The following is a 12,013-nucleotide window of genomic DNA, read 5'->3' as shown; positions in this document are numbered from 1 at the left end:
TTTCTGGGGCCCTCGGGGTGTTTGTGGGGTGGGGGTGCCGCCCTCACCCCCCCCCCCCCCCCCCCCCCCCCCCCCCCCCCCCCCACCCGCACCGACCATGCCACGTTTGACTTACCCCTCAATAGAACCGCCCTTACCACTCACGAGACCCAAGGCCTACCGCAGCTTCCAGAACGGCGACACCGGCCCCACGCCGGCTCCCAGCGGATACGACTCCGCCACGCACCGCTCGATGAACCGCTTCCCCTCGGCGACGGCGGTCGGCACATCGGCCCCCTTCGCCAGCGAAGACGTGATCGCCGAAGCCATCGTGTCCCCGCCGCCGTGGGTGTTTTGGGTATCGAAGCGCGGGCCGCTCAGCTCCACCCAGGATTCGCCGTCGGACAACAGGTCCACGCAGTCCTGGGCCGCGTCGAGATGCCCGCCCTTCACCAGCACCCACTCGGACCCGAACTCCAGCAACGCCTCCGCCGCCTCGCGCTGCGTCGATGGCCCGGTCACGGAAACGCCGGTCAGCAGCCGCACCTCGTCCAGGTTCGGCGTGATCAGCGTGGCGCGCGGGAAGAGCTCGGTGCGGATCGCCTCCAGCGCCTCCTCGCGCAGCAAGGCGTGCCCGGTCATCGAAGCCGCGACAGGGTCCACGACGAACGGCGTCCCCGACGACCGTCCGATGTGGACTTCGTCGAGGGTCTTCGCGACGGCGTTGATGATCTCGGCCGTCGCGAGCATCCCGGTCTTCGCCGCGTCGACGCCCATGTCCGTGGCGACGGCCTTGATCTGGCCGGTGACGACGTCGACCGGGATCTCGCTGAAACCCTGCACGCCCAGCGAGTTCTGCACGGTGACCGCGGTGAGCGCGACCATCCCGTGCACGCCGTTGGCGAAGAAGGTGCGCAGATCGGCCTGGATGCCCGCACCACCACCGGAATCCGATCCGGCGATGGTGAGGGCCGTCCTGGGCGTGGCTGTCACTGATTGACCACCGGCAGGTACACCTTGTTGCCCTGCTCGGCGAACTCGTTCGACTTCTCCTCCATGCCGGCCTCGATGGCCTCCACAGTGGACAGTCCGTGTTCCTCGGCGTACTTGCGGACGTCCTGCGTGATGCGCATCGAGCAGAACTTCGGCCCGCACATCGAGCAGAAGTGCGCCGTCTTCGCCGGTTCCGCGGGCAGCGTCTCGTCGTGGTACGCACGCGCGGTGTCCGGGTCCAGCGACAGGTTGAACTGGTCGTTCCAGCGGAATTCGAAACGCGCCTTGGAAAGCTCGTCGTCCCACTCCTGCGCGTACTGGTGCCCCTTGGCGAGGTCGGCGGCGTGCGCGGCGATCTTGTAGGTGATGACGCCGGTCTTCACGTCGTCGCGGTTCGGCAGGCCGAGGTGCTCCTTCGGCGTGACGTAGCAGAGCATCGCCGTGCCGTACCAGCCGATCTGCGCCGCGCCGATGGCGGAGGTGATGTGGTCGTACGCCGGCGCGATGTCGGTCGCGAGCGGGCCGAGGGTGTAGAACGGCGCCTCGCCGGTCAGCTTCTCCTCGAGTTCGACGTTCTCCTTGATCTTGTGCATCGGCACGTGGCCGGGGCCCTCGATCATCACCTGGACGTCGTGCTCGCGGGCGATGTGCGTGAGCTCGCCCAGCGTCTCCAGTTCGGCGAACTGCGCGCGGTCGTTCGCGTCGGCGATCGAGCCGGGCCGTAGCCCGTCACCGAGGGAGAACGTGACGTCGTACTCGCGCAGGATCTCGCAGAGTTCGGCGAAATTGGTGTACAGGAAGGATTCCTTGTGGTGCGCGAGGCACCACGCCGCCATGATCGAGCCGCCGCGCGAGACGATGCCGGTGACCCGGCGCGCGGTCAGCGGGATGTAGCGCAGCAGCACGCCGGCGTGCACGGTGACGTAGTCGACACCCTGCTCGCACTGCTCGACGATGGTGTCGCGGTAGACCTCCCACGACAGCTTTTCCGGCTCCCCGTTGACCTTTTCGAGTGCCTGGTAGATCGGCACGGTGCCCACCGGCACCGGCGAGTTGCGGATGATCCACTCACGCGTCTCGTGGATCCGCTTGCCGGTGGAGAGGTCCATGATCGTGTCGGCGCCCCAGCGGGTGGCCCACACCATCTTGTCGACCTCTTCCTCCACAGAGGACCAGACGGCCGAGTTTCCCATGTTGGCGTTGATCTTCACCAGGAAGTTCTTGCCGATGATCATCGGCTCGGTCTCCGGGTGCTTGCGGTTGGCGGGGATCACCGCGCGGCCGCGCGCGACCTCGTCCCGCACGAATTCCGGCGAGCAGCGCTCGCGTGCCGCGATGTACTCCATCTCGCGGGTGATGACGCCCTGTTTCGCCCAGCCGAGCTGGGTGTTGTGCTCACGACCGTCGGCCCAGCCCGCGCGCAGCCGATGGAGTCCACTGTGGACATCGATCTGCGCGTCGTCGTCGGTGTACGGGCCGGAGGTGTCGTAAACGTCGAAATGCTCGCCGTTCGAAAGGTCGATCCGCCTCGCGGGGACCCGGAGACCGGATTCCGTCCGGTGATAGACCTTGCGGGAACCGGTGATCGGCCCGGTGGTCACGGTCGGCGTGATGCCCTGGGCATTCTCAAGCGTCGTCAACGACGTTCACTCCCTACGCCGGCATTACCCGGTCAGGTTCATGCGGTCGGCGGCGCCGGGTCCTCTAGAAAGACTCCAGCCGCCCTCTCAGCCCGCCATGGCGCGAGCTCCCGCGGTTGTTTGGTTGTGCCCCGACCATGCCACGCCGGGGCGCGGACAATCAACCCTCCAAGGCGACGGTCACTCCGAAGCCGACCAGGACACCGCCGGACGTGCGCTCCAGCCACAGCTTGACGCGATCGCAGCGCAGCCACTCACCCAGGCGTGTGACCAGCAGGGCGAGCGACGAATACCAGACGATGTCGACGGCGATCCACACCGCGACGCACAGCAGCGGCGGCCGGCGGGTTCGGCATCCCCCGATCGTCGGGCACGGGACTGTCGCGAGCAACGCAATGCCCTGGGCCGACATGTCGACAGCGTTAGCGGTTCACCGGTTTGGAGCATGTGCGCGCCGGGGATTCACGACAGAATCCCGGAGGTTCTGCACCGTTACAGAAGTCTGGGGTGGATATGCGAAAACTCGTGCTCCCGGCGCTGGCAGGCGTGCTGATCGCGGGGCTGGTCCCGGCGGTTGCCACAGCGCAAGGCGGTGAGGCGCCCGGAGCGCCCGGCGCCCATCCGAGCTGGCTCCCGGCGGACAAGACCGGCTTCGGCACCGCCCGCGAGCGGGCGAGCAACGTCTGGTTCACCCTGCAGGGTGGCCGGCTGTCCGAGGTCTACTACCCGGATCTGTCGACGCCGAGTGTGCGGGCGCTGGATCTCGTGGTCACCGACGGGACGAGCTTCGCGACCGTCGATTCCGCGGCCAAGGCGCAGCGGGTGCGCCGCACCGGCGGCCTCACCTACGAACAGACCATCACCGACGACCAGCACCGTTGGAAGCTTCGCAAGACCTACGTCACCGACCCGGCGCGCGCGAGCGTGCTGATCGACGTCGACTTCGTTTCGCTGACCGGCCGCCCGTACCAGGTGTACGCGGTCGCGGACCCCGATCTCACCAACGAGGGCTCCGACGACTCGGCGCGCTCCGCCGGTGCGAGCGCGGTCTCTTCGGATGCGAAGACGGCGGCCGCGCTGGCGGCGGAACCGGCGTTCTCGCGTACTTCCGTGGGGTACGCGGGCTCTTCCGACGGCCTCACGCAGTTGACGAAATCCTTCAGCCTCAAGGATTACGCGACCGCGGCCAAGGGCAACGTGCTGATTACCGGGCAGGCCTCCGCCGACGGTGTCCGCTCGCGGGACTTCACGCTTTCGCTGGGCATGGGCGCGAAGGACTCCGACGCGCTCGCCAACGCGAAAGCCTCGCTGCGGCGCGGATTCGCCGACGCCGCCCGCGCGTACGACCGGGGCTGGAAGCAGTACCTCCGCCAGGTGAAGGACGCGCCGTCGTCGCTCAAGACCAAGCAGGAACGGGACCTCTACCAGGCGTCCGTGCTCATGCTCGCGGCGAGCGAGGACAAGATCCACCAGGGGGCGCTAATCGCGTCGCCGAGTATGCCGTGGCGGTTCGGGAACAACGACCCGGAGTGGTCGCCGTCGGGCACCTATCACCTGGTCTGGCCGCGTGACCTCTACCAGATCGCGACCGGGCTGCTCGCCGCCGGCGACCGCGGCGCCGCGAACCGGTCGGTCGACTACATGTTCGGCACGCAGCAGCTGCCGGACGGGCACCTGCCGCAGAACAGCCATGTCGACGGCACGCCGTACTGGAAGTCCATCCAGCTCGACGAGACCGCGCTGCCGATCGTGCTCGCGCAGCAACTCGGCCGGACCGACGCCAAAACTTGGCAGGGCGTGCGCAAGGCGGCGGAATTCCTGGTGTCCTACAAGGCGGACAACGGGCACGCGTCGCCGTACAGCCAGCAGGAACGCTGGGAAGAACAGGACGGCTACTCGCCCTCGACGATCGCCGCGGTGATCGCCGGGCTGGTCTGCTCGGCCGACATCGCCAAGGCGAACGGCGCCGCCGCCGACGCGAAGCGCTATCTCGACACTGCCGACGCCTTCAAGGCGAAACTCGCCCAATGGACGGTGACCACGAACGGCCCGCTGTCGAAGGATCCGTACTTCGTCCGGCTGACCAAGGACGGCGACGCGAACAACGGCACGAAGTACAACCTGGGCAATTCCAGTGTGACCATGGACCAGCGGGCCGTGACCGACGCCGGCTTCCTCGAACTGGTGCGGCTGGGCATCTACCGCGCCGACGATCCGGTGATCACGAACAGCGTCAAGGTCACCGACGCCGACATCGCGTTCACCACTCCGACGGGGCAGTTCTGGCACCGGTACACGAAGGACGGCTACGGCGAAAAGGCCGACGGCTCACCCTGGGACTACACGTTCCCGGCCGAAAGCCGGACCACTTTCGGGCGGCTGTGGCCACTGCTCGCGGGTGAACGCGGCGAGTACGAGCTCGCCGCCGGTGACCGGGGTACGGCCGCGAAGCGCCTTCGCGACCTCGGGCGCGTGAGTAGTTCTGGGGACACGATGCCGGAGCAGGTCTGGGACGAGGCCGCGCCTTCGGGACAGCCGGGCTTCCCGGCGGGCACGCCGACCGCGTCCGCGACTCCGCTGGCCTGGACGCACGCCCAGTACCTCCGGCTGGCCTGGTCGGTCCAGGACGGGAAGGTGATCGAGCAGCCGCGGGTGGTGCGGTGCCACTTCCTGGGCTGCTGACCCTCGCGTGTCGTGAGTGGTAAGGGCGGTTCTAACCGTCCTTACCACTCACGAGGACAAGCGCTGAGGCGTCAGTCGTCGGCCGATTCGGGCTGTGCCTCCGGCAACCACGTGTTGCCCGGAACGCCCCACTTGTTCGCCTTGAGCATCTTCTTCGCCGCGCGGGCGTGGCGCCCGACCAGCCGGTCGAGGTAGATGAAGCCGTCCAGGTGGTCGGTCTCGTGCTGCAGGCAGCGCGCGAGGTAGCCGGTTCCTTCGACCTCGATCGGATTACCGTCGACGTCGAAGCCGGTGACCTTCGCCCACGAAGCGCGGCCGGTCGGGTACGACTCCCCGGGAGCCGACAAGCAGCCTTCCCAGTCGTCGTCCGGATCCGGCATCGTCTCCGGGATCTCCGACGTCTCGAGCTTCGGGTTCACCACGACGCCCTTGTGGCGCGTGCCCTCGTCGTCGGGGCAGTCGTAGACGAACACGCGCAGGTCGAGGCCGATCTGGTTGGCCGCGAGGCCCACCCCTTCGGCGGCGTACATGGTCTCGAACATGTCGTCGACGAGGGTGCGCAGCTTGTCGTCGAACTCGGTGATCTCCCGAGTCGGGTTGTGCAGCACTGGCTCGCCGGCGATCACGATGGGATGGACGGTCACGCGCGCAGTTTAGTCGGACCCTTCTGGTACACCCTTACCCGTGACGCGCCGACGCCGATACCGAGGCCGGGCGCCGCATCCGTGGTCTAATGGCGCCGCGGAATGACAAGCCTGTGGTTTCACGCCCGCCGAGCACTGACCTGATTGCGAGGAGTCGGATGGACGCCGCGGAGTCGATGGCCGAGCCCGACCAGCCGTCCCCGTCGGAGACCGTGAACGGCCTCAGCGAGCGCGAGCTCGACATGCTCGCGTTCGAACGTCAGTGGTGGAAGTACGCCGGCGCGAAGGAACAGGCCATCCGCGAACGCTTCTCTATGTCGTCGACGCGCTACTACCAGCTGCTGAACCGGCTGCTCGAGAAGACCGAAGCCATGCAGGCCGACCCGATGCTGGTGAAGCGCCTGCGCAAGACGCGAGCGGCCCGGCAGCGCAATCGCGCGGCCCGGCGACTGGGGATCGATCTCTCATGAGTCTGTTTTCGGGCCTGTCCCGGCCGATGAAGGCCGCCGGACTGGCCTTGGTCGGTGTCGCCGTGATCGCCGCCGTGATCGGCGGGATCACCCTGACCAGTGGCGGCGGTGACTCCGACACCGCGACGCCGCCCGGCACCACGCCCACGTCGTCAGACGGAGCGACGCAGCCTTCGTCTCCGGCGCCGGGCTCGCCTTCGGCCAGCACGCCGCCCGCGTCGTCGTCGGCGCCGCCGTCGAGCGCGCCCGCGAGCTCCGCGCCACCGGCGAGCCAGCCGGGGCAGACCGGGCAACCCGGCCAGCCCGGGGGCGATCAGCAGGCGTCGCACAAGTGGGTGACGGTGCGCGTCTACAACAACAGCACGATCCAAGGCCTCGCCGAGCAGGCCGCGAAGGACTTCCGCGCCTCCGGCTGGAACGTCTCCGAGGTCAAGGGCTACCCGGGCAGGCTGCCCGAGACCGTGGCCTACTACCGGCCGGGCACCGACGAGGAAGCGGCCGCGAAGGCGCTGGCGCTGGAGTTCGGTTTCCGTGCCGAGCCCCGGTTCAAGGAGATCGAGAACATCGGTCCCGGCGTGATCGTCATCCTCACCAAGGATTACAAGAGCAACGACAAAGACGGCACCTAGCCCGTACGTGAAAGGGCCCGCTTCCTCGCGAGGAAGCGGGCCCTTTACGTATTCAGGCTTGGTTCTGCGCGTATGCCTCCAGGGCTGCGAGCTGCGCAGGGTCGAGCGACGGCCGCACCGTCTCGGCCGCCTTCGTCAGATGCGCGGCGGTGACCTCCTTGGCCTCCAGCGATTCCCGCATCGCGGTCAGCGCGGCCTCGCGGATCAGCGCCGCGCAGTCCGCCGCCGAGTAACCGTCCAAAGTGGCCGCGTACGCCGCGAGGTCCACATCGGACGCCAACGGCGTGTTCTTGGCGCTGGCGGCCAGGATCGCCTCACGGGCGTGCGCGTCCGGCGGCGGGACGTAGACGCGGCGCTCCAGCCGTCCCGGCCGCAGCAGGGCCGGGTCGACCAGTTCCGGCCGGTTCGTCGCACCGAGGACGACGACCTCGCGCATCGGCTCGACACCGTCCAATTCGGTCAACAGGGCCGCGACGACGCGGTCCGACACGCCGGAGTCCGACGACTGGCCGCGGCGCGGGGCGAGCGCGTCGATCTCGTCGAGGAAGATCAGCGACGGCGCGGCCTCGGCGGCCCGGCGGAACAGTTCCCGCACCGCGCGCTCGGATTCGCCGACCCATTTGTCCATCAGTTCGGCGCCCTTGACCGCGAAGACGTTCAGCGCGCCGGTGCCGGCGAGCGCGCGGACAAGGAACGTCTTGCCGCCGCCGGGCGGCCCGTACAGGAGCACGCCGCGCGGCGGATCGACGCCGAGGCGGGCGAACGAATCCGGGTACCGCAGCGGCCACAGCACCGCCTCGGTGAGCGACTGCTTGACGTCGACCATGTTGCCGACGTCGTCGAGGGTCAGCCCGCCGGTGGCCAGATTGTCCGAAGTGGACATCGAGATGGGGCGGACCGTGGTCAGCGCGTCGAGCAGGTCCTGCTGGGAGATCCGGGGTTCGTCGGCTTCACGCTGCCGGAGCGCGGCTCGGAGGGCGGCGTCGCGGCGGAGCGCGATGAGGTCCGCGGCCACGAAGCCGGGCGTGCGTTCGGCGATCGGGCCGACGTCGACGCCGGGCTCCAGCGGGGCGTCGCGCAGGAGTACGCGCAGCAGTTCCGTGCGGGTCTTCGCGTCCGGGAGCGGCAGGCCGAGTTCGCGGTCGAGCAGGTCGGCGGCGCGCAGCCTCGGATCGGTGGATTCGGCCCTGCCGGTGGTGGCGACGACGGCGAAACCCTTGGTGCGCAAGGCCTTGCGCAGTTCGTCGAGGACGACCGTCGCGAGCGGCGGCGGCTGGGAGGCGGGCAGCAACGCGTCGATGTCGGTGATCAGCAGGACAGCGGGCTCTTCGTCGCGGGTGGCCCGCCCGATCGCCTCACGCAGCCGCGCGGCGGCGACGTTCGGGTCGAGGACCGCGATGTTCGGCGCCGCGAGCGCCACCACCCGCACCTTCTCGGCCTGTGCCACGGCGCGGACCAGCGTCGCCTTCCCGACGCCTTCCGGCCCGGACAGCAGGACCCCGAGATGCGCGGACGTCCCGAGCTTCGCCAGCAGTTCCGGACGGTGGAAGGCCAGGTCGAACCATTCGGCGAGCTTGCGCGCGGCCGCTTCGGAGCCGGCGAGATCCGACAGGGGAGGCACGGATTCCTCGGCGACCTCGTCGTCGATCCGCTCGTCTTCGACGATCTCCGCGTCGATGAAATCCTCGTGCGGGCTGGAGGGTGTGCTGCGCACCAGCGTCGTCCCGGCGCGGGCCGGCGCGGCGGCGGGCACGGCCTCGCCGGTCCGGGCGCCGTCGCGCCAGCTGACCACAGTGGACGGTCCGACGGCGACCGGCCCCGAGGGCTCGGTGGCCGTGACGGTGAGCAGCTCGTTCGTCCAGGTCATGCCGATGGCGCGGGAGAGCTGGCCGCGGACCGCGGAGACGTCCGAGCCCGGCGCGGGCGCGAGATCCTGGGGGAGCAGGGAAACGGCGTCGCCGACGGTCAGCACCTTGCCGATCAGGGCGAGCCGCAGGGTGTGCGGGGAGAGCGACACGCTGGCCATCCGCGAGCCCGACACGGTGACCGTCTTCGCGGCCGACACCTCCGCCGGCGCGACGACCACCTCCGAACCCTCGGTCACGCCGAGGTTCGACATCGTGACGTCGTCGAGGAGGATCACGCCCGGGATCCCCTCGGCGTCCGACGGGGCGGCCAGCGCCGAGCTGACCCGCGCGCCGGTGAGGCGGACGGCATCCCAGGCCATCAGGCCGAGCGCGTCGAGGACTTCGGGGTGCAGCCGGACGACGCCGCGGCGGGAGTCCAGTGCGGACGGGGTGTGCCGGACGGTCAGCGTGATCTGGGGTGCGCTCACCCCGCCACCCTATCCAGCCCGCGGCGCCGTCAGCGTTTCCGCAACCCGATCCGACGCCACGAACGACGCCGCGGTCCGCGGCCGTTGTCGCGGTCCTTCTCGCTCGAGATGGTGCGCGGAGCGCGGGCGACGTGCTGCTCGCCGCGCTGCAGCCGGACCCGCTGAGCGGCGCCCGCCACCACGCGCCGCAGCGGCGGCCGCAGGCCGAGACGGCGGCGGCTCGAGGAACGCCGGATCGCCCGCCGTTCCCGCGGCGGCGCCATCCACGCTTCAGGATGGTTCGCCAGCCAGCGCTGCCGGTACACCGAGTACGGGATGTGCGCCAGGTACAGGATCAGCGCGATCGCCAGCGCCACCAGCGGGAACTGGATGATCGCGGCGGCCAGCAGGCCGACCCCGACCAGCAGCGGCGCGATCGCCTTCGGCGGCGCCTTCACCGTCTTCAGCGAAAGGGTCGGGATCCGGCTGATCAGCAGCGCGGCGACGGCGATCGTCCACACCCACACCACGTACTGGTGCGACCACCAGCCCTGCCCGAACTGCAGCTCCAGGATCAGCGGCAGCATCGCCAGCAGACCACCGGCGGGCGCGGGCACACCGACGAAGAACTCGCCCGCGTACGGCGGCTGCTCGGTGTCTTCGATCAGCGTGTTGAACCGCGCCAGCCGCAGGATCATGCAGACCGCGAAGATCAGCGACGCCACCCAGCCGATCCGCTCGCCCTCCGCGTGCCAGACGTACAGCACCAGCGCGGGCGCGACACCGAAGGAGATGCCGTCGGACAACGAGTCGAGCTCCTGGCCCATCTTCGACGTCGCGTCCAGCAGCCGCGCGATCCGGCCGTCGAGACTGTCGAGCACCGCGGCGATCCCGATCGACGCGATCGCCATCGGGTAGTTGCCGATCAGCGCGAACTGCACCGACGACAGCCCGGCGCACAGGGCGAGCACCGTGATGGCGTTCGGCAGCAGCCGGACGCCGGGAGTGGTCACGCGGACCATGGATCAGCCTTCCGGGTGCGGCGCCGTGGGCAGCTCGGCGATCGGCGTCTCGCCGCCGATCGTGCGCTGGCCCTTCGAGACGAGGACCTTGCTGCCCGGCGGCAGGTACAGGTCGACTCGGGAGCCGAAGCGGATGATGCCGTACGTCGCGCCGACGCCGACCTTGTCACCCTCGCGGATCTCACAGAGGATGCGCCGGGCCACCAGCCCGGCGATCTGCACCACGACGAGCTCGTGGCCGTCTTCGGTGCGCATGAGCACTGAGTTGCGCTCGTTGTCTTCGCTCGCCTTGTCCAGGTCCGCCGACAGGAACTTCCCTGGCCGGTACGCGACCCGCTCGATCACACCCGAGGCCGGGATCCGCTGGACGTGCACGTCGAACACCGACAGGAACACGCTCACCCGCATGCGCGGTTCGGCGGGCAGCCCCAGCTCGGGCGGCGGCACGGCCTCTTCGATCAGCGAGACCAGGCCGTCCGCCGACGCGACCGCGAGGCCGGACTGGGCGGGCGGGACACGCTTGGGCTCACGGAAGAACGCGGCCGTGGCGGCCGTCGCGAGCGCGCCGACGACGCCGAGGCGCTTGGAGAACCTCCGCAGCACCAGCGTCGCGGCGAGACCGCCGAACACGAACGGCCTGCCGGCCGGGTGCATCGGCGGAACGGTCTCGCGGGCCAGCTTCACGGCGTGCGCGAGGGGGTTACCAGTGGCTTCCGGCCGGTTGCCGCTCATTGGTCGGGTTCACCGCAGTTCGTGTCGGGGGGTCGGGACAGGAAGAGCCACCACGCTACCGCCCTGTCCGGAGACGGGCCGTGGCCTCCCCCGGAAGGGTTTCCCCGCGCCGGGTGGGAGGGGCCACATCCCGGTAACACAAGGTCGAAATACGCGATAACTCTAGGTAATTGACGCCGATAGCAGACTTTGAGGACTCTCGAATGCCCGCCAGCCCGGACCCCGCAGGCGAGCGACTCGCCGAGCTGTTCCGCGCCTGGAAGAGGGACATTTCGGCGGCGCCGATGCCACCACTCGTCGATCCCGTCCGTGCCGCCTCGGTGATCGCCGAGGCACGCGCGTCCGGATGCATATGCCCCCCGACGGCACATGCACCCGGACGCGGCCACTGGAACTGAGCGAACATCCCACTCTAGTTCCCCGCGCGCCCGCGATCACCCGTCGCGAGAAAACCGTTACCAACGGTTACTCCGTTGATCACCGGCGAGACGAATCGCTCCGCCCTGAGCCGCGCACCAGCCGCAGCAGGGCGAGCAGCACGATCGAACCGAGAATGGCGACGCCGAAGCTGGGGAAGTCGAACTCGAAGGACCGTTCGGTGCCGGTCGCGAGGCGGTAGATGAAACCGCCGAGGGCCGCGCCGAGCACGCCGATCAGGATGCTGAACAGGCAGCCGCCGCGCCGGTCCGGGCCGCCCACCACGACATTGGCGAGCCACCCGGCGATGGCGCCGAACACGATCCACGAGAAGAAACCCATGCCGTCGAGGTTACGTGGACTACGCGAGCCGCGTTCCCGGCGCCGCTGGTGCCGCCGCCCGAGGTGGTGGGGGGGGGGGGGGGGGGGGGGGGGGGGGGGGCCGAACCCCCCCCCCCCCCCCCCCCCCCCCCCCCCCCCCCCCCCCCAAA

At 69.7% G+C, this 12,013-nt stretch carries 11 protein-coding genes and 1 riboswitch; of the genes, 3 read left to right on the top strand and 8 right to left on the bottom strand.

Annotated features, from left to right (window positions below; translation table 11 throughout):
* Positions 1–156: 156 nt before the first annotated feature.
* The 3 genes from thiD to ACIRGA_RS33560 all read right to left on the bottom strand — a co-directional run bounded on the left by thiD (position 157) and on the right by ACIRGA_RS33560 (position 3,024).
* Complete coding sequence (gene thiD / locus ACIRGA_RS33570) at positions 157–972, bottom strand: bifunctional hydroxymethylpyrimidine kinase/phosphomethylpyrimidine kinase (protein ID WP_400948921.1); 816 nt, start codon at positions 970–972, stop codon at positions 157–159.
* Positions 969–2,612 (bottom strand): phosphomethylpyrimidine synthase ThiC, encoded by a 1,644-nt coding sequence (thiC, locus tag ACIRGA_RS33565; protein ID WP_400948917.1) that lies wholly within the window; start codon positions 2,610–2,612, stop codon positions 969–971. Before thiC ends, thiD begins: the two co-directional genes overlap by 4 nt.
* Positions 2,606–2,736: riboswitch (TPP riboswitch) on the bottom strand. It overlaps the preceding gene by 7 nt.
* 36 nt (positions 2,737–2,772) lie before the next feature.
* Complete coding sequence (locus ACIRGA_RS33560) at positions 2,773–3,024, bottom strand: LysE family transporter (protein WP_400948914.1); 252 nt, start codon at positions 3,022–3,024, stop codon at positions 2,773–2,775.
* 101 nt (positions 3,025–3,125) lie between these two features.
* On the opposite strand from ACIRGA_RS33560, the gene ACIRGA_RS33555 reads away from it, so the two are divergent.
* Entirely contained in the window at positions 3,126–5,294 is a 2,169-nt protein-coding gene (locus tag ACIRGA_RS33555; protein WP_400948912.1) for a glycoside hydrolase family 15 protein, read from the top strand.
* Between the two features lie 71 nt (positions 5,295–5,365).
* Here the strand turns inward: ACIRGA_RS33555 and ACIRGA_RS33550 are convergent, their stop codons facing one another.
* A complete protein-coding gene (locus tag ACIRGA_RS33550) occupies positions 5,366–5,938 on the bottom strand; it encodes a peptide deformylase (RefSeq protein WP_400948910.1) in 573 nt (190 codons plus the stop codon).
* A 158-nt stretch (positions 5,939–6,096) separates the two neighbouring features.
* Between ACIRGA_RS33550 and ACIRGA_RS33545 the strand changes: the two genes are divergently transcribed.
* Complete coding sequence (locus ACIRGA_RS33545) at positions 6,097–6,408, top strand: DUF3263 domain-containing protein (protein WP_005160574.1); 312 nt, start codon at positions 6,097–6,099, stop codon at positions 6,406–6,408.
* Entirely contained in the window at positions 6,405–7,037 is a 633-nt protein-coding gene (locus ACIRGA_RS33540) for a LytR C-terminal domain-containing protein (RefSeq protein WP_400948906.1), read from the top strand. Before ACIRGA_RS33545 ends, ACIRGA_RS33540 begins: the two co-directional genes overlap by 4 nt.
* A gap of 52 nt (positions 7,038–7,089) precedes the next feature.
* Here ACIRGA_RS33540 and ACIRGA_RS33535 read toward each other — a convergent pair whose 3' ends face one another.
* From ACIRGA_RS33535 to ACIRGA_RS33520, 4 genes are all read right to left on the bottom strand, one after another.
* Positions 7,090–9,372, bottom strand: a complete 2,283-nt coding sequence (locus ACIRGA_RS33535; protein WP_400948903.1) for an AAA family ATPase — start codon at positions 9,370–9,372, stop codon at positions 7,090–7,092.
* 29 nt (positions 9,373–9,401) lie between these two features.
* Positions 9,402–10,373, bottom strand: a complete 972-nt coding sequence (gene pssA / locus ACIRGA_RS33530; protein WP_400948900.1) for a CDP-diacylglycerol--serine O-phosphatidyltransferase — start codon at positions 10,371–10,373, stop codon at positions 9,402–9,404.
* Between the two features lie 3 nt (positions 10,374–10,376).
* A complete protein-coding gene (locus ACIRGA_RS33525) occupies positions 10,377–11,105 on the bottom strand; it encodes a phosphatidylserine decarboxylase (protein WP_364202354.1) in 729 nt (242 codons plus the stop codon).
* 477 nt (positions 11,106–11,582) lie between these two features.
* Entirely contained in the window at positions 11,583–11,864 is a 282-nt protein-coding gene (locus ACIRGA_RS33520) for a GlsB/YeaQ/YmgE family stress response membrane protein (RefSeq protein WP_400948897.1), read from the bottom strand.
* Positions 11,865–12,013: the final 149 nt, after the last annotated feature.

The sequence above is a fragment of the Amycolatopsis sp. NPDC102389 genome (assembly GCF_044765885.1).
Classification (GTDB): Bacteria; Actinomycetota; Actinomycetes; order Mycobacteriales; family Pseudonocardiaceae; genus Amycolatopsis.
This window is presented reverse-complemented; position numbering and strand designations above follow the sequence as displayed.

Bases quoted from the DNA above. Each gene is read 5' to 3' on its own strand.
- ACIRGA_RS33560 (WP_400948914.1), bottom strand. From the start codon at position 3,024: ATGTCGGCCCAGGGCATTGCGTTGCTCGCGACAGTCCCGTGCCCGACG.
- ACIRGA_RS33555 (WP_400948912.1), top strand. From the start codon at position 3,126: ATGCGAAAACTCGTGCTCCCGGCGCTGGCAGGCGTGCTGATCGCGGGG.
- ACIRGA_RS33545 (WP_005160574.1), top strand. From the start codon at position 6,097: ATGGACGCCGCGGAGTCGATGGCCGAGCCCGACCAGCCGTCCCCGTCG.
- ACIRGA_RS33540 (WP_400948906.1), top strand. From the start codon at position 6,405: ATGAGTCTGTTTTCGGGCCTGTCCCGGCCGATGAAGGCCGCCGGACTG.
- pssA (WP_400948900.1), bottom strand. From the start codon at position 10,373: ATGGTCCGCGTGACCACTCCCGGCGTCCGGCTGCTGCCGAACGCCATC.
- ACIRGA_RS33525 (WP_364202354.1), bottom strand. From the start codon at position 11,105: ATGAGCGGCAACCGGCCGGAAGCCACTGGTAACCCCCTCGCGCACGCC.
- ACIRGA_RS33520 (WP_400948897.1), bottom strand. From the start codon at position 11,864: ATGGGTTTCTTCTCGTGGATCGTGTTCGGCGCCATCGCCGGGTGGCTC.